This is a genomic window from Metallumcola ferriviriculae, from assembly GCF_035573695.1.
Lineage (GTDB): Bacteria > Bacillota > JADQBR01 > JADQBR01 > JADQBR01 > Metallumcola > Metallumcola ferriviriculae.
The window spans coordinates 116,197-137,187 of the sequence record NZ_CP121694.1 but is presented as its reverse complement, the minus strand read 5'-3'; the positions used below and the strand labels follow the sequence as shown (position 1 = coordinate 137,187).

General features: G+C 45.7%; 19 protein-coding genes, 4 tRNA genes and 1 other annotated feature. All 23 genes read left to right on the top strand.

Features of this window, described 5'->3' with window-relative positions; genetic code table 11:
* The 23 genes from thyX (at position 1) to fusA (ending at position 20,971) form a co-directional block, all read left to right on the top strand.
* Positions 1-678 carry an FAD-dependent thymidylate synthase gene (gene thyX, locus MFMK1_RS00740; protein WP_366923283.1) on the top strand — a complete coding sequence of 226 codons (678 nt, stop codon included), beginning with the start codon at positions 1-3 and terminating at the stop codon, positions 676-678.
* 12 nt (positions 679-690) lie between these two features.
* Positions 691-1,422 (top strand): 23S rRNA (guanosine(2251)-2'-O)-methyltransferase RlmB, encoded by a 732-nt coding sequence (gene rlmB, locus MFMK1_RS00735; RefSeq protein ID WP_366923282.1) that lies wholly within the window; start codon positions 691-693, stop codon positions 1,420-1,422.
* A gap of 8 nt (positions 1,423-1,430) precedes the next feature.
* The gene (locus tag MFMK1_RS00730) at positions 1,431-1,940 is read left to right on the top strand and encodes an NYN domain-containing protein (protein WP_366923281.1); all 510 of its coding nucleotides are present in this window, start codon (positions 1,431-1,433) and stop codon (positions 1,938-1,940) included.
* 169 nt (positions 1,941-2,109) lie between these two features.
* Entirely contained in the window at positions 2,110-2,757 is a 648-nt protein-coding gene (gene sigH, locus MFMK1_RS00725) for an RNA polymerase sporulation sigma factor SigH (protein WP_366923280.1), read from the top strand.
* 103 nt (positions 2,758-2,860) lie between these two features.
* A tRNA-Thr gene (locus tag MFMK1_RS00720) sits at positions 2,861-2,936 on the top strand.
* Between the two features lie 15 nt (positions 2,937-2,951).
* Positions 2,952-3,037 (top strand) — tRNA-Tyr (locus tag MFMK1_RS00715).
* Between the two features lie 51 nt (positions 3,038-3,088).
* Positions 3,089-3,164: transfer RNA gene (locus tag MFMK1_RS00710), tRNA-Met, on the top strand.
* Positions 3,165-3,173: 9 nt separating this feature from the next.
* Positions 3,174-3,249 (top strand) — tRNA-Thr (locus MFMK1_RS00705).
* A 205-nt stretch (positions 3,250-3,454) separates the two neighbouring features.
* On the top strand, positions 3,455-4,675 hold the full coding sequence (locus MFMK1_RS00700; protein ID WP_366923279.1) for a M48 family metallopeptidase: 1,221 nt from the start codon (positions 3,455-3,457) through the stop codon (positions 4,673-4,675).
* A gap of 204 nt (positions 4,676-4,879) precedes the next feature.
* Entirely contained in the window at positions 4,880-6,082 is a 1,203-nt protein-coding gene (gene tuf, locus MFMK1_RS00695; protein ID WP_366923265.1) for an elongation factor Tu, read from the top strand.
* Positions 6,083-6,748: 666 nt separating this feature from the next.
* The gene (gene rpmG / locus MFMK1_RS00690) at positions 6,749-6,898 is read left to right on the top strand and encodes a 50S ribosomal protein L33 (RefSeq protein ID WP_366923278.1); all 150 of its coding nucleotides are present in this window, start codon (positions 6,749-6,751) and stop codon (positions 6,896-6,898) included.
* Positions 6,899-6,941: 43 nt separating this feature from the next.
* A complete protein-coding gene (secE, locus tag MFMK1_RS00685; protein WP_366923277.1) occupies positions 6,942-7,169 on the top strand; it encodes a preprotein translocase subunit SecE in 228 nt (75 codons plus the stop codon).
* A 48-nt stretch (positions 7,170-7,217) separates the two neighbouring features.
* Complete coding sequence (gene nusG / locus MFMK1_RS00680) at positions 7,218-7,742, top strand: transcription termination/antitermination protein NusG (RefSeq protein ID WP_366923276.1); 525 nt, start codon at positions 7,218-7,220, stop codon at positions 7,740-7,742.
* 57 nt (positions 7,743-7,799) lie between these two features.
* Positions 7,800-8,222, top strand: a complete 423-nt coding sequence (gene rplK / locus MFMK1_RS00675; RefSeq protein WP_366923275.1) for a 50S ribosomal protein L11 — start codon at positions 7,800-7,802, stop codon at positions 8,220-8,222.
* An 86-nt stretch (positions 8,223-8,308) separates the two neighbouring features.
* Complete coding sequence (rplA, locus tag MFMK1_RS00670; protein ID WP_366923274.1) at positions 8,309-9,007, top strand: 50S ribosomal protein L1; 699 nt, start codon at positions 8,309-8,311, stop codon at positions 9,005-9,007.
* A 44-nt stretch (positions 9,008-9,051) separates the two neighbouring features.
* Positions 9,052-9,196: a sequence feature (ribosomal protein L10 leader region), on the top strand.
* 54 nt (positions 9,197-9,250) lie between these two features.
* A complete protein-coding gene (gene rplJ, locus MFMK1_RS00665; protein WP_366923273.1) occupies positions 9,251-9,781 on the top strand; it encodes a 50S ribosomal protein L10 in 531 nt (176 codons plus the stop codon).
* 38 nt (positions 9,782-9,819) lie between these two features.
* Complete coding sequence (gene rplL / locus MFMK1_RS00660) at positions 9,820-10,191, top strand: 50S ribosomal protein L7/L12 (protein ID WP_366923272.1); 372 nt, start codon at positions 9,820-9,822, stop codon at positions 10,189-10,191.
* Positions 10,192-10,509: 318 nt separating this feature from the next.
* The gene (rpoB, locus tag MFMK1_RS00655) at positions 10,510-13,950 is read left to right on the top strand and encodes a DNA-directed RNA polymerase subunit beta (protein ID WP_366923271.1); all 3,441 of its coding nucleotides are present in this window, start codon (positions 10,510-10,512) and stop codon (positions 13,948-13,950) included.
* Between the two features lie 83 nt (positions 13,951-14,033).
* Entirely contained in the window at positions 14,034-17,531 is a 3,498-nt protein-coding gene (gene rpoC / locus MFMK1_RS00650; protein ID WP_366923270.1) for a DNA-directed RNA polymerase subunit beta', read from the top strand.
* Between the two features lie 49 nt (positions 17,532-17,580).
* Entirely contained in the window at positions 17,581-17,829 is a 249-nt protein-coding gene (locus tag MFMK1_RS00645) for a ribosomal L7Ae/L30e/S12e/Gadd45 family protein (RefSeq protein ID WP_366923269.1), read from the top strand.
* Positions 17,830-17,981: 152 nt separating this feature from the next.
* Complete coding sequence (gene rpsL / locus MFMK1_RS00640; RefSeq protein ID WP_366923268.1) at positions 17,982-18,356, top strand: 30S ribosomal protein S12; 375 nt, start codon at positions 17,982-17,984, stop codon at positions 18,354-18,356.
* Between the two features lie 17 nt (positions 18,357-18,373).
* Positions 18,374-18,844, top strand: a complete 471-nt coding sequence (gene rpsG / locus MFMK1_RS00635) for a 30S ribosomal protein S7 (RefSeq protein ID WP_366923267.1) — start codon at positions 18,374-18,376, stop codon at positions 18,842-18,844.
* A 51-nt stretch (positions 18,845-18,895) separates the two neighbouring features.
* The gene (gene fusA, locus MFMK1_RS00630; RefSeq protein ID WP_366923266.1) at positions 18,896-20,971 is read left to right on the top strand and encodes an elongation factor G; all 2,076 of its coding nucleotides are present in this window, start codon (positions 18,896-18,898) and stop codon (positions 20,969-20,971) included.
* The last annotated feature ends 20 nt before the right edge of the window (positions 20,972-20,991 follow it).

Genomic DNA, 20,991 nt, shown 5'->3' with positions numbered 1-20,991 from the left:
ATGAAAGTATCGCTATTAAGCTACACCGACCAACCCGAAAAGAAGGTAGCTGCTGCAGCTAGATTATGCTACTCTCCAATAGGGGCTGATAAATTATTAGAAGATATGGATGATGGGCGAACCCAGGAGTTTTTGAGCAAATTGATATCCATGGGCCATTTATCCCCTCTGGAGCACATTTCATTTACTTTTGCCATCGAAGGTGTAAGCAGGGTACTCAGTCATCAAATGGTCAGACATCGTATTGCCTCATATTCTCAGAAGTCCCAACGCTATGTTAGTGAGCAAGATTTTCAATACATAGTTCCCCCTGCGATTAAAGAAAATGAACAGGCGCTGGTATTATATCGTGAACAAATGAGTGTTATTGCTGATGCTTATGCGGAGTTAGCGAAAATTGTTGCAAAAGAAGACGCGAGGTATATTCTGCCGTCTGCTTGTGAAACTAAATTTGTAGCCACTTTTAATGCGCGCAGTCTGCTTAATTTCTTTCAACACCGCTGTTGCCGCAGAGCGCAGTGGGAAATACGGCAATTGGCAGACGAAATGTTGAGTCAAGTCCGTCAGGTTGCCCCGGTAATTTTTCAAAAGGCAGGGGCCGCATGTGTCTCTCAGGGAGTTTGCTATGAAGGTGCTATGTCCTGCGGCAGGATAAAAAATGTAGTTACACGAGGTTAGGTGGGATGTATCTTGGATCAAATCGAAGGACGCAATCCGGTGGTAGAAGCATTAAAGGCCAACCGGGAAATGGAAAAGCTTTGCATTGCTAAAGGGAGTAAAGGGCAGGTCATATCAGAAATAGCTGAATTGTGCGCCCGGGCGAGTATTCCCGTTAAATGGCTGGATAAAAAGGAAATTCAGCAATTAGCGGTTACCGGGGGTCATCAAGGTATCATTGCTTTTGCCAAACCCGTAGCATATGCAGCTATTGAGGAGGTAATGGGGTCAATTAATGCTGAGGAAGACCCCATTTTTTTGTTATTGGACCACCTGCAGGATCCACAAAATTTTGGCGCGATTTTACGTACGGCAGAGGCCGCGGGAGTTAAGGCGTTAATTATTCCCAATCGCCGTGCCGTGGGCATGACACCCGCGGTATTAAAGGTAGCTGCTGGTGCTGTTGAGCACGTTCCGGTGGTTGCTGTAACCAATTTAGCCCGTACTATAGACCAGCTTAAAGACCAAGGATTCTGGGTGATGGGTGCACAAGCGGGTGCGGCACAGAGTATCTATCAGACAGACATGCGCATGCCGTTGGTGCTGGCAATAGGCAGCGAAGGTAAGGGACTCAGTCGTTTGGTTAAGGAAAAGTGTGATTTTTTGGTGAGTATCCCACTGATGGGTAAGTTAAATTCTTTAAACGCTGCCAGCGCGGCTGCAGTGGTAATTTTTGAGGCATTACGCCAGCGATTGGACGGATAGGTGATGTAATGGAAGACATTTTAATCGTAGATGGCTACAATGTTATCAGCGCCTGGCCGGAATTAATTGCGCTCAAGAATACCAGTTATGCCCACGCCAGGGACAAATTGCTGCAAATACTCAGTGACTATCGGGGATTTACCGGTATAGAAATTGTGGTGGTTTTTGACGCGCACTTGGTAAAGGGTGGTATCCAACGCGGGGAAACACTGGCGGGAATCCAAGTTATTTTCAGTGGTGAAGGGGAAACTGCTGATATGATTATTGAAAAACTGGTTGATCAATTACCCGGGGAAATGGCTATTGCGGTGGCAACATCGGATTGGGCGGAACAAAGGCTGGTTATGCAGCGTGGGGCAATGCGGTTATCTGCTCGTGACTTACTGCGGAAAGTAACTCATGCAAAACAGAACAGCCAAAAGTATTTCATTAATAAAAAAAACGATAAAGCTGCGTTGGACTTGAGATTAGCTGAAAATGTGAGGAAAACACTGGAAAAATGGCGGCGAGGCAAATAGGGATGAGGATATTCCAGATTTGGCGCAGCCTGTAAACTTAGCTTGATTTAGAGGGATATTTTATGTATAATTACTTATGTGCTGGACAACCTAGCATTTTTGTTATGCTCCATTTGATTAAAAAGGCATTTTATATGCCTTCTGAAAATTAAAAAATGGAGGCGATGTCATGAGCATTAACGCCCCGAAAGAAACGTACCAAACTTATGAAGTAATGGTTGACGAAGACATTGTAACCTTAGCTAAGGACGGGGATGATGTAGCTCAAGAATACCTAATCAATAAGTACAAGAATTTTGTCCGCGCAAAGGCAAGGTCTTACTTTCTTATCGGCGCGGACCGGGAAGACATTATCCAGGAAGGCATGATTGGCTTATATAAAGCTATACGTGATTTCCGCTGTGATAAGTTATCTTCCTTCAGAGCTTTTGCTGAACTTTGTATTACCCGGCAGATTATTACTGCCATCAAAACAGCTACACGCCAAAAGCATATTCCGCTTAATTCCTATGTATCCCTAAATAAACCCATCTATGATGAAGATTCTGACCGCACCTTGCTGGATGTGATTTCGGGCTCTAAAATTACGGATCCTGAAGAATTGATAGTCAGCCGTGAAGAGTTTGATGACATCGAAGAAAAGATGGGAGAAATTTTAAGTTCATTGGAATGGAAAGTTCTTATGGCATATTTGGAAGGCAAGTCTTATCAGGAAATTGCCATGGAATTAAAAAGACATGTCAAGTCCATTGATAATGCCTTGCAACGGGTTAAACGCAAGTTAGAAAGATATCTGGAAAAGCGAGATAGCAATTAATAAGGGCCTGTTCGGGATGTTTTTTTAAACTACCATAATTTTTCAGCAGTAATATGTTGACGGCCTATTTTTAAAATGCTATAATACTCCTTGTCGCCGTCGAGCCGACGTAGCTCAATTGGTAGAGCAGCTGACTTGTAATCAGCAGGTTGCGGGTTCGAGTCCCATCGTCGGCTCCACACTTTAATACACATGGAGAGGTTCCCGAGTTGGCCAAAGGGGGCAGACTGTAAATCTGCTGGCTCAGCCTTCACTGGTTCGAATCCAGTCCTCTCCACCAAAATTGAATGATACCGAGAGGTGGACAGATTCCACCTCTCACTTATCCTAATGCGGGGTGGAGCAGTTGGCAGCTCGTCGGGCTCATAACCCGGAGGTCATAGGTTCGAATCCTATCCCCGCAACCATTTTTTTAGGCCCATATAGCTCAGGAGGTAGAGCGTCGCCTTGGTAAGGCGGAGGTCTCCGGTTCAACCCCGGATATGGGCTCCAGAAAAAACATTAGTATTCCAGGCCTTGCGGGGTTTGGAATTTTTTCGTTTTAAGCTGCAAATCAGCTTCATGGGGTTGAATGACGTGACGCTGGATCGGTCTTTAGCAGCTTTTCATTCTCGGAAACTAAGAGCATACTTCTAAATTGCCGGTATTATAGTATATTAATTAGGAAACTTTAGAATTGGTGGGGGAGATATTAAATATGAAAGGAAAAGGGATATTGTTAGCATTAATTGCGGTCAGTGGGGCAACAATGGTACTTTACCTGTATTTCACCTTATTTCCGGGCAAGGTGGAACCAAGCGTATTTAAGTATTTTTCTTTGGAGCAGGTGATGAATGGGCGGCGGTATCAGAAAAGCGGACAGTTGGTCTTTGTGCTTTCCTTTACGGTGCAGGTGGTCGTATTATCGTGGTTATTATTTAGCGGCAAGGGGTCTGAATTGGCTGGATGGGCGATGAACGCGGCGGGTGGGCGTCGTCTGGCTGCGGCGATAATATTTTTTTTAGTGTTGTGGCTGTTATTAAAAGCGGCAGTTCTTCCGTTTCAGATGTATAGCGGGTATTACTTACAACACCAATGGGGTTTTTCTACTCAGGCACTGGGCAGTTGGTGGCAAGACTACTTGATTAGCAGCGGGTTGGAGCTGGTGCTTACGACAGCGGGGGTTGCGGTTTTGATTGCTGTAATGCAGCGCAGTCCTAGTCATTGGTGGTTGATAATCAGCATCTTAATGGGTGCTTGGATGTTAGTGCAGGCATTTTTATGGCCGGTGTTGATAGCGCCTATATTTAATCAATTCAGACCGGTCACCGATGCTAAAGTATTATCAATGGTAGAACAGATATCAGAACGAGCCGGAGTAGATATAAACCAAGTATTAATAATGGATGCAAGTAAGCGTACCACCAAGGCCAATGCATATTTCACCGGAGTGGGTCAAACTAAAAGGATTGTCTTATATGATAATTTGTTGAATGACTATACTCCGGAGGAGGTAGAGGCGGTAGTTGCCCATGAAATGGCGCATTGGAAACTTGGCCACATCAGCCGGGGACTTTTTTACGCATTTGCGGGCACTCTTTTATTGTGGTTTATTTTGTATCTATGGTTAGGCATAACCGGACTAACCATTCAAAGATTCTTCGGACCTGAGGTATTAGCGGCAATAATGTTGTTTATAGTGCTGGTTTCATTTCTAGCAAATCCTTTTCAAAATGCACTATCGCGGGGAATGGAAACAGAGGCAGACACTATGGCGGTTGGTTTGACCGCCAACCCAAGTGGTTCAATCTCCCTGCTGAGGCACTTAGCAGCAAAAGATATGGCAGATATTGACCCGCCAGGTTTTGTAGAATGGTTCTCCTACAGCCACCCGGCAGTTGGGGGGAGAATAGAAGCTATTGATAGCTTGAGACGATAGTCAAAGCACCTGAAAAACGTCCTTTGCCGGTTAGGTATTATTTGACAGTAAATATAAAATAATATAAAATAAAACTGAATGTACAAACTTAAATTTTCCAAATATTATTAGCAGGAATAGGTGGCTTTTTATAGAAAAAAACTATAGGGTATACGGGGGCGCTGTTGCTCCTCGAAGGAAGTTACATATTAGGAGGGAATTTTTATGGCTAAGCAAAAGTTTGAGAGAACAAAACCGCACGTAAACGTAGGGACAATTGGTCACGTGGACCACGGCAAAACTACGCTGACAGCAGCGATTACTTTTACCCTGTCAAAGGGCGGCGGTGCCGTAGCTACGGCATATGACCAGATTGATAACGCCCCAGAGGAGAAAGAGCGTGGCATCACCATTTCCACAGCCCACGTAGAATATGAGACTGACAATCGGCACTATGCACACGTTGACTGCCCCGGCCACGCAGACTATGTGAAAAACATGATCACCGGAGCAGCTCAAATGGACGGAGCTATTTTGGTAGTAAGCGCAGCAGACGGTCCGATGCCCCAGACACGTGAGCACATTTTGTTGGCGCGTCAGGTAGGCGTACCTTATATCGTAGTATTCCTAAATAAAGCGGACATGGTAGATGACGAAGAATTAATGGAACTTGTAGAAATGGAAGTAAGAGAGCTTCTAAGTGAATATGAGTTCCCCGGTGACGACATTCCCATAGTATCCGGATCTGCACTAAAGGCATTGGAATGCGGCTGCGGTGAAAAAGACTGCGAATGGTGTGGTAAGATTCACGATCTGATGGCAGCAGTTGACGAATATATACCTACGCCAGTACGGGATACAGATAAGCCATTTCTGATGCCGGTAGAGGACGTATTCAGTATTACCGGCCGTGGCACAGTGGCAACCGGCAGAGTAGAGCGCGGTATTGTCAAAGTAGGCGACGAGATAGAAATCGTTGGTTTACAAGAAGCGACCAGAAAGACTATAGTAACCGGCGTAGAAATGTTCCGCAAGCTGATGGACCAGGCGGAAGCAGGAGACAATATTGGTACCCTGCTGAGAGGTGTGGACCGGAAAGAGATTGAGCGTGGTCAGGTATTGGCCAAGCCCGGTTCCATTAAGCCACACACCAAGTTTTCCGCAGAGATATATGTATTAACCAAAGAAGAGGGTGGCCGCCATACACCATTCTTTAAGGGCTACCGTCCCCAGTTTTACTTCCGGACCACAGACGTGACCGGCATCGTAGAACTACCCGAAGGTGTAGAGATGGTAATGCCCGGGGATAACATCAAGATGGAAATAGACTTAATTATCCCCATCGCTATTGAAGAGGGACTGCGCTTCGCTATCCGCGAAGGCGGACGCACTGTTGGTGCCGGAGTTGTAAGCGCAATTTCAGAGTAGTATTACTGAAAAAAGCGGGACTAAGCAGGTCCTGCTTTTTTAATGCATAGGAAATTATGGGTTGTGGATAATTTCCTATGCATGGGGGTTGTTAAGGGGGCTTGCCCCCTTATGTTAAATGCAGGAGGGTCTACCCGCAAGGGGCATGCCAAAACTCTACAGCAACAAGTTGCTAAGAGTTTTGCAACAGCGAAGCGACCTAGGGCGAGTGGCGTCACGGATAAGTGACGCCAAGGTACGAGCGCCGCCGAGTCGGTGAGGCGGCCGGGTGCGTAGCACCCAGGGGTTCCCTGGGTAAGAATATAGAGAGACTTGGCAACTTGTTGCCTAGTCGATCTTAATGCCCTTGGGTGCAAAAGCATTACCTTTAAGTGCCGAAAGGCATGAAATGCTTTTGTTCATGCCTGATCAAGTAATCAATAGAATGCGTAAGGGGTTTAAAAGCACCTACAAATGAGAAAGCTATTAAAGAGTACAAAAAATTTCGGACAATTTTTAAAAGTTGACACTAAAACGGTAAATGTGATAAATTATTAGGGTACTGAATTTGTAGGCAGAATGCCCGGTGAAATTAATGTGCCGTGAAGTAATAGTGTTGAAGGTTGTGCTTGCGTAATTCGGGCGGGCATTCATCAAGAGCGTTTAAATATACAGGGGGTGTAACAAGTGCGGGTGAGCATAATCTTAGCTTGTACTGATTGCAAGCAGCGGAATTATATAACTTCGAAAAACAAGCGCACGAATCCGGACCGCAAAGAGTTAAAGAAGTATTGCCCTTATTGCAAGACTCATACGATACACAAGGAAACAAAGTAACTGTTTATTTTGGTTAAACCTTTTATTTAAGGAAGTGAGTAGAATGGCTGCTAAAGCTGTGGCTAATAAGACTAAGGAAAACAAGTCATTTGTAGAGAAGACAGGCAAGTTTTTCCGCGGAGTTTGGTCCGAGCTGAAAAAAGTGCACTGGCCCAATCGTAAGCAGCTTGTTACCTATACAGGGGTAGTGCTTGCGGCGACATTGATGGTAGCAGCATTAATTTGGGTGGCTGACTCCATATTAAGTTTCTTGTTGGATTTCATTCTGTAAATTGTGAGGAACGGGGGTGAGGAGCCTATCACGGGTTCCTTGGGTGTTATGGAAAAGCAGTGGTATGTTATTCACACTTATTCAGGCTATGAAAATAAGGTGAAGGCTAATCTAGAGAAACGTCTGGAATCCATGAACATGGGCGACAAGATCTTTCGGGTTTTGGTACCTATGGAAGATGAAGTCCAGGTGAAAGACGGCAAAAAGACTATTTCTAAGCGTAAGGTTTATCCTGGGTATGTGCTGGTAGAAATGGTTTTAACGGATGATTCCTGGTATGTTGTCCGAAATACCCCCGGAGTAACTGGCTTTGTGGGTACCGGTGCAAAGCCCATTCCTTTAAGAGAACCGGAAGTAAAATCAATTCTGCGTCATATGGGAATGGAATCTCCTAAGGCCAAAGTCGAATTTGAGGTTGGTCAAAGTGTACGTGTCATCAACGGTCCTTTTGAAAATTTCATTGGTGCTGTTGAAGAAGTTTATCCCGATAAGGGAAAATTAAAAGTAATGGTGTCTATGTTTGGACGGGAAACTCCCGTAGAGCTTGAGTTCTCTCAGGTAACGCGGGTTTAGGTTTTCCAGTGGGAGGGTAATTCCCTGTTACCACAAAATTTTAAGGAGGTGGAGCAAATGGCTAAGAAAGTTATCGGCCTAATTAAGCTGCAGGTACCTGCCGGTAAAGCCAATCCTGCCCCGCCGGTTGGTCCTGCATTGGGGCAACACGGGGTAAACATTATGGGATTTTGTAAGGAATTTAATGAAAGAACCGCTAAGGATACAGGTTTGATTATACCAGTAGAGATTACTGTATACGAAGATCGTTCTTTTTCTTTCATTACCAAGACACCACCGGCGGCAATATTACTGAAAAAAGCTGCTGGTATTGAACGCGCTTCTGGTGAACCTAACCGCATTAAAGTGGCTAAGGTTACCCGGGACCAGGTGAAAGAAATTGCTGAATTGAAAATGCAGGACCTTAACGCAGCTAACGTAGAATCCGCCATGCGGATGATTGAAGGCACTGCTCGCAGCATGGGTATTGAGGTTATTTAATTAGAAAGAATACCTTTGAGCCGCCGCTTGGCGGCAGTATATTTGCGTGGGAGGATTATTCCGTTAACCACTAAGGAGGTTTATTAATGCCAAAGATTGGTAAAAAATATCAAGAGGCAATAAAGAAAGTTGACCGTAACAAACTTTACGAACCTGCAGAAGCGGTGCAATTGGTAAAAGAGACTGCGAATGCAAAGTTTGACGAGACTGTAGATGTAGCGGTAAGATTGGGTGTGGACCCGCGGCATGCGGACCAACAGGTTCGCGGTACTGTTGTATTACCTCACGGTACCGGCAAGACTAAGAGGGTTCTGGTTTTTGCCAAAGGTGAAAAAGCCAAGGAAGCAGAAGCTGCCGGTGCGGATTATGTTGGAGCGGAGGAACTTGCGGAAAAAATTCAAGGCGGTTGGATGGATTTTGATGTAGCAATTGCTACTCCAGATATGATGGGTGTTGCGGGTAAACTAGGAAGAATTTTAGGACCCCGGGGTATGATGCCTAACCCTAAGTCCGGTACAGTGACTTTTGATATCGAAAAAGCAGTCGGAGAAGTTAAAGCTGGTAAAATTGAATACCGTGTTGATAAGGCCGGTATCATACATGTTCCTATTGGCAAAGCTTCTTTCGATGCGGCAAAGCTTCAAGAAAATTTTAAGGCCTTTTTGGATGTGTTGGCAAAGGCTCGTCCAGCTGCGACTAAGGGTCAATACTTACGCAGTATTACAGTGTCTGCCACCATGGGCCCGGGAGTTAAAGTTAGTCCACAAAAAGCTGTTGCTAAGTAATTGACGATTGCTGCTACAATATGTTAGTATAGGTACGCTAATTACTAAAACAGTATATTGGACCGCAGACAGTAGGTACCGAAAGGTATAATGATTTTCCGCCTACCGAGGTTAATAAAATGATAAGGGAGTTTATCCTTTATGCTTTATTGCCCTCGTATGTCTCGGGGGCTATTTTAATTTTGGCGTGATTTCTAAAGTAGGATATTGAACTAGACCTCAAATTGAGGGGGGGTGTAATGCTTGAACAAGCAACGTCAGCAGAAAGTTCAAGTTGTTGAGGAAATTAAGGCAAAGCTGGATAAAGTCCGGGGTGCAGTGCTTACGGATTACCGGGGATTGAATGTGGCTGAAATGACAGAACTCCGTGCCAAGCTGAGGGAGGCCAATGTAGAATATAAAGTATTGAAAAATACTTTAGTTACAATTGCTGCCCAAGATTTAGGCCTGGGGGGATTGAATCCTTACCTTGAAGGACCTACAGCGATCGCTTTTGGCGTGGAAGATGCTGTATCTCCGGCTAAGGTGCTCTCTAAATTCGCTAAGGATCATAAACAACTGGAGATCAAGGCAGGTATTTTAGAGGGCAAGGTCATTGGTGTTGAGGAAGTTAAAGCGCTGGCAGACCTGCCTTCGCGCGAGGAATTGCTGGCCCAGGTTGTACGAGGGATGCAGGCACCCATGGCAGGATTGGCCAATGTATTACAAGGGTCTATTCGTAATCTGGCCTATGTACTGGAAGCTGTTCGTAAAGAAAAAGAACAAACGGCATAGAGCCGCCCAATACTTATAAATTAAGAGGAGGAAATAAAATGTCTAAAGTACAAGAAATTCTAGATTCCGTAAAAGAAATGACCGTATTGGAACTTGCTGAATTAGTTAAGGCTTTTGAAGAAGAGTTTGGTGTAAGCGCTGCCGCCCCGGTGGCTGCAGTTGCTGCTGCCCCTGCTGCTGAGGCAGCTCAAGAAGAACAAACAGAATTTGATGTAATTCTTACGGGCCCTGGCGATAAGAAAATCAACGTTATCAAGGTTGTTCGCGAGATCACCGGTCTTGGCTTGAAAGAAGCTAAAGCACTTGTTGACGAAGCGCCCAAGGCAGTTAAAGAAAAGGCTAGTAAAGAAGATGCAGAAGCAGTTAAGTCCAAGCTTGAAGAAGCTGGCGCTTCCGTAGAAATGAAGTAGATTTAGCAATTTAGCCGATCCTAATGGGTCGGCTAAATTTTTGTTCTTGACAGTGACCCCCGCTTATGCTACCATATTAAAATGGCGTTTAGTCTTAAAAAATACTATCTCTTAAGGTAAAATTTACATGTATAATGGAATATTTCACGTATTTTCAGGAAAGCCTATACAAGTGGAGTTTTGTTGCCATAATTTTGAAGAAGCGAGGTTTGATATTAGAACCTTGCTTTTAGCACTTTTACTGTATTTATAGCAGCAGGGTATATTTATTAATTGTGCTGCTGTTTTGCTACATATTTAAACGGGGGTGATGTGTTAATGGCCTATCCTGTAAAGGTAGGGAGCAGGGAACGGTGGACCTTTGCCAAGATTGAAGAAGTTTTGGATATGCCCAACCTGATCGAGATTCAAAGGAATTCTTATGAGTGGTTTTTAAATGAGGGTCTAAAAGAGATGTTTCGTGACATCTCACCTATCCAAGACTTTACGGGAAACCTTGTGTTGGAATTTATCGATTATAACCTGGGTAATCCAAAATACGAGGTGGAAGAGTGTAAAGAACGGGATGTCACGTACGCCGCACCGTTACGCGTGAAAGTAAGGTTGATTAATAAGGAAACCGGTGAGGTGAAGGAACAGGAAGTCTTTATGGGTGATTTCCCGCTCATGACTGACAAGGGAACGTTCATTATAAATGGTGCTGAAAGGGTTATTGTCAGTCAGCTGGTTCGATCCCCCGGAGTTTACTACAAAGAAAGTATTGACTCTAGCGGCATAAAACTTTTTGGTGCTACAATGATTCCCAACCGCGGTGCTTGGTTGGAATTCGAAAGCGATGTCAATAACTATATTTATGTCAGGGTGGATCGCACTAGAAAGCTTCCCGCTACGGTTCTGGTGCGCGCTTTGGGCTGGGGCAGTAATAGTAAAGTTTTGGAACTGTTTCAGCAAGATGAGCGTATTCAACTGACATTGGAAAAAGACAACACTGACAGTGAAGATGAAGCGTTGATTGAAATATACAAGCGTTTGCGTCCGGGCGAGCCGCCCACCGTAGACAGTGCCCGCTCATTATTAGAAACACTTTTCTTTGATGCCAAAAGGTATGATCTTGGTAATGTCGGGCGCTATAAAATGAATAAAAAATTAAAGAATGAACTTCCTCCGGAAGCGTTAAAAGGTTCCGAAAAACATATTACCCGTAATGACATAATAGCAGCTATTCGCTATTTCCTGAAATTGATGGATGGAAAAGCGCGCCGTGATGACATCGACCACTTGGGGAACCGTAGGTTGCGTTCCGTGGGTGAGCTTTTACAAAACCAATTTCGCATAGGGCTATCTCGCATGGAGAGAGTGGTCCGTGAACGGATGACCATTCAGGATGTAGATGTTATTACCCCTCAGGTGCTGATAAACATTCGTCCGGTTGTGGCTGCTATCAAGGAATTCTTTGGCAGTAGTCAGCTATCGCAGTTCATGGATCAGACTAATCCTTTGGCTGAGTTGACACATAAGCGGCGTCTCAGTGCATTAGGCCCCGGTGGTTTGAGCCGAGAACGGGCTGGATTCGAGGTTCGTGACGTACACCACTCCCATTACGGGCGCATGTGTCCCATTGAAACCCCGGAAGGTCCTAACATTGGCTTGATTGGATCACTAAGTACCTATGCCAGGATTAACGAGTTTGGCTTTATTGAGACTCCGTATCGCAAAGTGAATAAGGAACTAGGCGCGGTAACTGAAGAGATCCAATATCTTACGGCCGATGAAGAAGATAACTATGTAGTGGCGCAGGCTAATGCGCCGTTAGATGATGACGGTAAATTTATTCACAGTAAAGTCAATGCACGCCACGGTAGTGAAATACTTGTGGTACCGGCTGAGAAAGTGGATTTTATGGATGTATCACCTAAACAGGTGGTCAGTGTGGCTACGGCGTTAATTCCATTTTTGGAGCACGACGATGCTAACAGAGCTTTAATGGGGGCTAACATGCAACGGCAGGCAGTGCCGCTGCTTAAAACGGCCGCGCCGCTGGTTGGTACAGGTATGGAATGGAAAACCGCCCGGGATTCTGGCGTGGTTTTATTGGCGCTGAATGATGGTATTGCGGAAAAAGTAACCGCTGATAAAATAGTTATTCGTACCGATGGAGGTACTACTGATTCATACAATCTCCAGAAATTTTCCCGGTCTAACCAGGGCACTTGTATTAATCAAAAGCCTATAGTCAAGAAGAATGCCCGTGTGAAAAAGGGCGATGTAATTGCGGATGGGGCTTCTACCGACCAAGGAGAATTGGCCTTGGGGCGAAATATTCTTATCGGTTTTATGACATGGGAAGGTTATAACTATGAGGACGCTATTCTGATTAGCGAAAAATTAGTTAAAGATGATGTATTTACATCAATTCACATAGAAGAATATGAAGCGGATGCTCGGGACACTAAATTAGGCCCTGAAGAAATCACAAGAGACATCCCAAATGTTGGCGAAGATGTATTGAAGGACTTAGACGACCGTGGAATTATTCGTGTTGGTGCCGAGGTGCGTCCCGGTGACATTTTGGTCGGTAAGGTTACTCCCAAAGGGGAGACTGAACTAACCGCCGAGGAAAGGTTGCTGCGAGCAATTTTCGGTGAAAAAGCTCGGGAAGTTAGGGATACGTCTTTGAGAGTTCCCCATGGGGAAACTGGTAAAGTTGTGGATGTCAAGGTGTTTTCCCGGGAAAACGGTGATGAACTGGCGCCTGGCGTAAATAAGCTGGTGCGCGCCTATGTCGCCCAGAAGCGGAAAATATCCGAGGGGGATAAAATGGCAGGTCGTCATGGTAACAAGGGTGTCATTTCCCGAATCCTTCCCGAAGAGGATATGCCTTTTATGCCAGATGGGACACCGTTGGAAATAGTACTCAACCCGCTAGGGGTGCCTTCCAGGATGAACGTTGGGCAGGTGCTGGAATGTCATCTAGGCATGGCCGCTGCAGCGATGGGAATGCATATGGCTACCCCGGTGTTTGACGGGGCTAGCGAGGAAGATGTTTTCGATCTGTTGGAAGAGGCCGGTTTGCAGCGAAACGGAAAAACCAGGCTATTTGATGGACGCAGCGGTGAAAAATTCGATAATGAAGTTACTGTAGGATATATGTATATGTTGAAACTGGCACACTTGGTGGATGATAAGATTCACGCGCGTTCTACTGGTCCATATTCATTAGTTACTCAACAGCCGCTGGGCGGTAAAGCTCAGTTCGGTGGTCAGCGTTTCGGCGAAATGGAAGTTTGGGCTTTGGAGGCCTATGGCGCAGCGTATACTCTTCAGGAAATCCTTACTGTGAAATCTGATGACGTGGTAGGGCGGGTTAAAACATATGAGGCCATTGTCAAGGGCGAAAATGTTCCCGAACCAGGGGTGCCAGAATCTTTCAAGGTGCTGATAAAAGAGCTTCAGAGTCTGGGTTTGGATGTTAAAATACTGTCTGAGGGCGAACAAGAAATAGAAATTCGTGAAGAAGATGAAGATATTAGCGAGACAGCTAAAGAACTGGGTATTGATGTCAAGGGTGAAGAAGATGAAGAGATTGACGATGGACTGACCCCGGTGGCAGGCGATAAAGAAGATGAGGAAGACGATACGGATTTGGAACTGGACGAAGGCGATGACGAACTGGACGAAGACGATGACCAGGGCGATTCGGACATTGATGAGGACGATTTTGACGAACTCCCGGACAAAGGTGATGAGGAAGATAGCTAAATTCCTTGGCAAGTGTAGCGAGAGTGGGTTCGTCTGTATTATTAAATCGAACATCATCAACAAATTTGAAGGGAGCGAGGCCCTTGCTAGATGTGAACAACTTTGATGGGATGCGGATTGGTTTAGCTTCGCCGGAGCAAATTAGGGCTTGGTCCAGTGGTGAAGTAAAGAAACCGGAAACCATTAACTACCGGACGTTAAAACCCGAAAGGGAAGGTCTCTTTTGTGAAAAAATCTTCGGCCCAACTAAAGATTGGGAGTGCCACTGCGGTAAATATAAGAGGGTACGTTACAAGGGTATTATTTGTGACCGCTGCGGCGTTGAGGTAACCCGTTCTAAAGTCCGTCGCGAGCGTCTGGGACATATTGAATTGGCGGCGCCTGTCTCTCATATTTGGTATTTTAAAGGAATACCTAGTCGCATGGGGCTATTGTTGGATATGTCCCCTAGGTCCTTGGAGAAGGTGTTATATTTTGTCGCCTATGTCGTTGTAGACCCTGAAGAAACGCCGTTGATGCAGAAACAACTTTTGACAGAAACGGAATATCGAGAATATAGGGACAAGTATGGTAATAAGTTTAAAGCCGGCATGGGTGCTGAATCTGTTAAGGCGCTCCTGGAAAAGATCGATCTGGAGGAATTGACCGCGGCGTTACGCCAAGAGCTTAAGGAAGTCAGCGGACAGCGCAGAGTAAGGGCAATCAGAAGGTTGGAAGTTGCGGAAGCATTTAAAAATTCGGGCAATCGACCTGACTGGATGATTTTAGATGTTATTCCTGTTATTCCGCCGGAGCTTCGTCCCATGGTGCAGCTGGACGGCGGCCGTTTTGCCACCTCCGACCTCAATGACCTTTACCGACGGGTAATTAATAGAAACAATCGTTTAAAGCGGCTGTTGGACTTAGGCGCGCCAGATATTATTGTTCGTAATGAAAAACGCATGCTGCAAGAGGCAGTGGATGCATTGATTGACAATGGGCGGAGAGGGAGACCCGTTACTGGTCCGGGCAACAGGCCCTTAAAATCTCTCAGCGATATGCTTAAGGGTAAGCAGGGGCGTTTTCGCCAGAACCTTTTGGGCAAACGGGTGGATTATTCAGGGCGTTCTGTAATTGTTGTGGGCCCGGAAATGGAAATGCATCAGTGCGGTTTACCAAAAGAGATGGCTCTTGAACTGTTTAAACCGTTTGTGATGAAGCGCTTGGTTGATAAAGGATATGCCCATAACATAAAAAGTTCTAAGCGTTTGGTAGAGCGGTTGAAAAACGAAGTATGGGATGTTCTGGAAGAAGTCATTAAAGAGCACCCGGTGCTGCTAAACCGTGCGCCTACCCTTCACCGTTTGGGCATCCAGGCGTTTGAACCTGTATTGGTAGAAGGGCGGGCATTACAAATACATCCTTTGGTATGTACTGCTTATAATGCCGACTTTGACGGTGACCAGATGGCGGTTCACGTACCTCTTTCAGCCGAAGCGCAATCTGAAGCGAGACTGCTTATGCTTTCTAGCGGCAACATCCTTAATCCCAAAGATGGGCAGCCGGTGGCTACGCCAACCCAGGATATGGTGCTGGGCAGCTATTACCTTACCATTACCAAGGATGGGGCCAAGGGTGAGGGAACAATATTTGGTACCTTCGAAGAAGCAAAGATGGCATACGAAACAGGTGCCGTGGATTTACATGCAAAAATCAAGGCCCGTATCGATGGTAAGCTGATAGAAACCACACCAGGGCGAATGATTTTTAATTTTGAAGTTCCTATTCCAAAAGAACTGGGATATTTTAATCAGGATGCGGATAAAAAAGCATTGGGTCAAATAGTTGCAAACTGTTACCGCCACCTTGGCTTGGCTGCTACCCCGAAACTGTTGGATGGGATTAAACGGATTGGCTATCACTACTCTACTAAGGCGGGCATCACCATCGGCGTTGCTGATATTGATGTTCCTACACATAAAAAAGAAATTCTGGCTAAAACAGAGGCAGTGGTTGAAGACGTAGAACGCCAGTACCGGCGAGGTCTTATTACAGACGAAGAACGGTATCAGAAGGTGATTGACCTTTGGAATAATGCCACTGAAACAGTGACAGAGCGGCTGATGGATACATTGGATAAGTTCAACCCTATCTTCATGATGGCGACATCAGGCGCCCGGGGTAATGTACAGCAGATTCGACAGTTAGCTGGTATGCGGGGTTTGATGGCAGACCCCTCCGGCCGAATTATCGACCTGCCAATTAAGGCGAACTTCCGGGAAGGATTAACAGTATTGGAGTACTTTATTTCCACTCACGGAGCCAGAAAAGGTCTGGCGGATACTGCATTAAGAACGGCTGATTCAGGTTACTTAACACGACGGTTGGTAGATGTCGCTCAGGATGTAATTGTTCGCGAGGAAGACTGCGGCACTGAACAAAGTATAGAAGCGGTGCAAATTACCGATGGCAGTGAAGTCATTGAGAATCTTGATGAGCGATTAGTTGGCCGTACTACTGCCCAAGATATAATACACCCCGAAACCGGTGAAGTAATTGTGCGTGCCAATGAAGAGATTATGGAAGAGCAGGCGGACGACATCGTTCGGGTTGGAATTAAAAAAGTGGATGTGCGGTCTATTCTCACATGCAAAACAAGATATGGCGTTTGCGCTAAATGTTACGGTCGCAATCTGGCTACCGGTAAAAAAGTTGAGATTGGTGAATCGGTAGGTATTATTGCGGCGCAATCAATCGGTGAACCGGGTACGCAGCTAACGATGCGTACATTCCATACCGGTGGTGTTGCCGGCGATGACATTACCCAAGGTTTGCCAAGGGTTGAAGAGTTGTTTGAAGCTCGTAAACCAAAGGGGCAGGCATTAATTGCCGAAGCGGACGGAATTGTGCGCTTCAAGGAGGTTAAGGGGCGTCGCGAAGTATCCATCGTGGATGGAGACGAAGTTAAATCTGCACAGCAGGCACCCTACGGCTCGCGCCTTAAGGTACGTGACGGGGATTCTGTTGAAGCTGGGGATGAGTTAACCGAAGGGTCAGTCAACCCCCATGACCTCTTGAAAGTCAAAGGGGTCCGCAAAGTGCAAAATTACCTCCTGCGAGAGGTGCAAAGGGTATATCGCTTGCAGGGCGTTAACATCAATGATAAACATATAGAGGTTATGATTAGGCAAATGCTTCGCAAGGTTAAGGTGGAAGAATCTGGCGATACTGAATTGCTGCCAGGCGGTACCATTGACCTGTTTGATTTGGAAGAAGCGAACCGAGAAGCTGTGGGTAAAGGGGGAGAACCAGGATCAGCCAAGACTGTGCTGCTAGGAATTACCAAGGCGTCCCTGGCTACAGACTCTTTCCTATCCGCGGCATCTTTCCAGGAGACTACCCGGGTACTGACTGAGGCGGCCATCAAAGGCAAGCTAGACCCGCTGCTGGGGCTTAAAGAGAATGTTATTATTGGTAAACTTATTCCGGCGGGCACAGGCATGTCCCGTTATCGCAGTGTAGAATTGCTGCCCGCGAATGCCGGGGAGGATATGCTGTCAAAGGATTTTTTTAAGGAAACAAATCTTGTTGACACGCCTTAGCTAAAATGATAATATGTATTAGTGTGTTGTTCGGCAAGGGGGAAGTGCTATGCCTTTAGAGACGCTGCGCACCGCCGGGAATAAAACCATTGGGACAAAACAAACAATAAAAGCGGTTCAAAAGGGCTTGGTGCAGGTGGTGTTTGTGGCTGAAGATGCGGATAAACAGATGGTGACTTCTTTGACGGATCTCTGTCATCAAAATCAGGTACCTGTAAACCGTGTACCCAGCATGAAAGAATTAGGTGAAGTTTGTGGTATTCAGGTAGGGGCCGCTGCTGCGGCTATATTAAAGTAGCTTCTCAGGGCATTTGTTTCATTACTTAAATATCTGGTTTGCTGCGAGAATACTTCCTGAGTTGGAAGTATGAACGCGGCAGACCAATGTTGTTTAAGACATGGCTTGCTCTTCACTTGATTTAAAATATTTCAGGAAGGAGGTGGAGTTAAATGCCAACTATTAACCAATTGGTGAGAAAAGGCAGGAAGTCGATTAAAAAGAAATCTACCTCACCGGCGTTAAAAAACAGCCCGCAAAAACGGGGGGTTTGCACTAGAGTGTATACAACTACTCCTAAGAAACCCAACTCTGCCTTGAGAAAAATTACTCGGGTCAGGCTAACTAACGGGATAGAGGTTACTGCATATATCCCTGGCATTGGTCATAACCTGCAAGAACACTCAGTTGTACTGGTTAGAGGCGGCAGGGTGAAAGACATTCCCGGTGTGAGGTATCACATCGTGCGTGGTGCTTTAGACACCGCGGGTGTTGAGGATAGAAAGCAAGGACGTTCTAAATATGGAGCGAAAAGACCTAAGAAGTAATTAAAGGGGGGAAATGTATGCCGCGAAGGGGATCTGTACCTAAGCAGGAGATTCTGCCGGATCCGATTTATGGCAGCATTAGAATTACCAAGTTAATTAATCAGATGATGCTGGATGGTAAAAAGAGCATTTCAGAAAAGATAGTCTACGGTGCGTTGGATATTATTGCTGACAGAACAGGCAAAGAAGCTAACGAGATATTCGAGCAAGCGATGAAAAACATTATGCCTGTATTGGAAGTTAAAGCGCGTCGCGTTGGTGGTGCTAACTACCAGGTTCCCGTAGAAGTGCGTCCTGAAAGACGTGAAACCTTGGCTATTCGTTGGTTAACCAATTATTCACGTCAGCGGGGTGGCAAAAACCTGCAGGATAAGTTGGCATCTGAATTGATGGATGCTGCTAATAACACAGGGGGCGCTGTCAAGAAGAAAGAAGATACGCATAAAATGGCGGAGGCCAACAAGGCGTTCGCGCATTATCGCTGGTAGTGACATATCGGCTTGAAGCCGATGTTGCTGCTTGCAGAAAGGGGGATAATAGTGGCTCGTCAAGTCTCATTAGAAAAAACTAGGAATATTGGAATTATGGCACATATCGATGCAGGAAAGACCACAACTACCGAGCGCATCTTGTTCTATACTGGTAAGGTGCATAAGTTAGGTGAGGTTCATGATGGTGCTGCGACGATGGACTGGATGGTTCAGGAGCAGGAAAGAGGCATTACTATTACCTCCGCTGCTACTACATGTTTTTGGCGAGATCACCGCATAAATATCATAGATACACCAGGGCACGTTGACTTCACTGTAGAGGTGGAACGTTCCTTGCGTGTGTTGGACGGGGCGGTGGCTGTTTTCTGCTCTGTAGGCGGGGTGGAACCTCAGTCTGAAACAGTATGGCGTCAGGCGGATAAGTATGGGGTGCCAAGAATTGCATATATCAACAAGATGGATAGAGTCGGAGCGGATTTTTTCCGCGGGACTAATATGATTCGAGATCGTCTGGGCGCTAACCCGGTAGCTATGCAACTGCCCATAGGTTCGGAGGAGAATTTCCAGGGTATTGTGGATTTAATTCGCAATAGGGCAATTATATATGTGGATGATCTAGGTACTCGCAGTGACGAAACGGATATTCCCGAAGACATGCAGGAGATAGCTCAGGAATATCGAGAAAAGCTTTTGGAAGCAGTTGCGGATTCTGATGAAACGTTAATGGAGAAATACCTAAACGGGGAAGAAATTTCTGCCGGAGAAATTAAAGAGGCAGTGAGAAAGGCCACGTTGGCGGTAGATATAATTCCAGTTTTTTGTGGGTCCTCTTTTAAGAATAAAGGGGTTCAGCTTTTGCTGGATGGGGTTGTAGACTATATGCCTGCACCTACCGACGTCCCTCCCATTCAGGGTATTATTCCTGATACTGACGAGGAAGGAAAGCGGATTGCTGACGATTCTGAGCCGTTTTCCGCATTGGCTTTTAAGATTGCTACCGACCCATATGTGGGTAAGTTATGCTTCTTTAGAGTTTATTCGGGAACCTTGAAGTCTGGGTCCTATCTTTATAATGCGGCTACGGGCAAGAGAGAACGTATTGGGCGGATATTGTTAATGCACGCTAACCATCGGGAAGAAGTGGAGGAAGTTTACACCGGTGACATTGCCGGTGCAGTAGGATTAAAGAATACTTCTACCGGTGATACATTATGTGATAGCGACCATCCTATTATGCTGGAATCCATGCAGTTCCCTGAACCTGTCATTGATGTAGCCATCGAGCCCAAAACCAAGGCGGACCAAGAAAAGATGGGCATTGCACTACAGAAACTAGCGGAGGAAGACCCCACTTTCCGTGTCTATACTGACCATGAAACTGGCCAGACGATTATTCAGGGCATGGGGGAGCTTCACTTAGAAATTATTATAGACCGCTTGCTACGTGAATTTAGGGTTGATGCTAATGTCGGCCGGCCGCAGGTGGCTTATAAAGAAACTATCCGAGGTGCTGTGAAGGCCGAAGGTAAATTTATTCGCCAGAGTGGCGGACGTGGTCAATATGGGCATGTTCGGGTAGAACTTGAACCACTTGAACCGGGTAGCGGCATAGAATTCGTCGATAAAATTGTAGGCGGTTCGGTGCCGAAAGAATATATTGCGCCTGTGGAGGCCGGTATTCGCGAGGCAGCCGAAAACGGTGTCATGGCCGGATATCCCGCTATTGACTTCCGCGCTACATTGTATGATGGGTCTTATCATGATGTTGACTCCTCGGAAATGGCCTTTAAGATTGCTGGATCAATGGCTTTTAAAGATGGTACGAGAAAGGCAAGTCCAGTGCTGCTAGAGCCAATGATGAAGGTTGAGGTAACAGTCCCGGAAGAATACATGGGCGATATAATTGGTGATGTTAGTTCCCGCCGGGGCAAGGTGGAAGGCATGGAACCGCGGGCGGGTGCCCAGATAATTCGTGCGTTTGTACCTTTATCGGAAATGTTCGGTTATGCTACTGACCTGCGTTCTAAGACTCAGGGAAGAGGTACTTACGTAATGCAGTTCGACCATTATGATGAAGTGCCCAAGAATATTGCTGAGAAAATTATTGAAAAAAGAACACTTTAAAAAGTATCTATTTGTGAGGA

Excerpts from the sequence above, each read along its gene's own strand:
- rpoB (WP_366923271.1), top strand. The coding sequence starts at position 10,510 with ATGGCCTATCCTGTAAAGGTAGGGAGCAGGGAACGGTGGACCTTTGCC.
- rplL (WP_366923272.1), top strand. The coding sequence starts at position 9,820 with ATGTCTAAAGTACAAGAAATTCTAGATTCCGTAAAAGAAATGACCGTA.
- rpsL (WP_366923268.1), top strand. The coding sequence starts at position 17,982 with ATGCCAACTATTAACCAATTGGTGAGAAAAGGCAGGAAGTCGATTAAA.
- rpsG (WP_366923267.1), top strand. The coding sequence starts at position 18,374 with ATGCCGCGAAGGGGATCTGTACCTAAGCAGGAGATTCTGCCGGATCCG.
- nusG (WP_366923276.1), top strand. The coding sequence starts at position 7,218 with ATGGAAAAGCAGTGGTATGTTATTCACACTTATTCAGGCTATGAAAAT.
- rplA (WP_366923274.1), top strand. The coding sequence starts at position 8,309 with ATGCCAAAGATTGGTAAAAAATATCAAGAGGCAATAAAGAAAGTTGAC.
- rplK (WP_366923275.1), top strand. The coding sequence starts at position 7,800 with ATGGCTAAGAAAGTTATCGGCCTAATTAAGCTGCAGGTACCTGCCGGT.
- MFMK1_RS00730 (WP_366923281.1), top strand. The coding sequence starts at position 1,431 with ATGGAAGACATTTTAATCGTAGATGGCTACAATGTTATCAGCGCCTGG.
- tuf (WP_366923265.1), top strand. The coding sequence starts at position 4,880 with ATGGCTAAGCAAAAGTTTGAGAGAACAAAACCGCACGTAAACGTAGGG.
- MFMK1_RS00645 (WP_366923269.1), top strand. The coding sequence starts at position 17,581 with ATGCCTTTAGAGACGCTGCGCACCGCCGGGAATAAAACCATTGGGACA.
- sigH (WP_366923280.1), top strand. The coding sequence starts at position 2,110 with ATGAGCATTAACGCCCCGAAAGAAACGTACCAAACTTATGAAGTAATG.
- thyX (WP_366923283.1), top strand. The coding sequence starts at position 1 with ATGAAAGTATCGCTATTAAGCTACACCGACCAACCCGAAAAGAAGGTA.
- secE (WP_366923277.1), top strand. The coding sequence starts at position 6,942 with ATGGCTGCTAAAGCTGTGGCTAATAAGACTAAGGAAAACAAGTCATTT.
- MFMK1_RS00700 (WP_366923279.1), top strand. The coding sequence starts at position 3,455 with ATGAAAGGAAAAGGGATATTGTTAGCATTAATTGCGGTCAGTGGGGCA.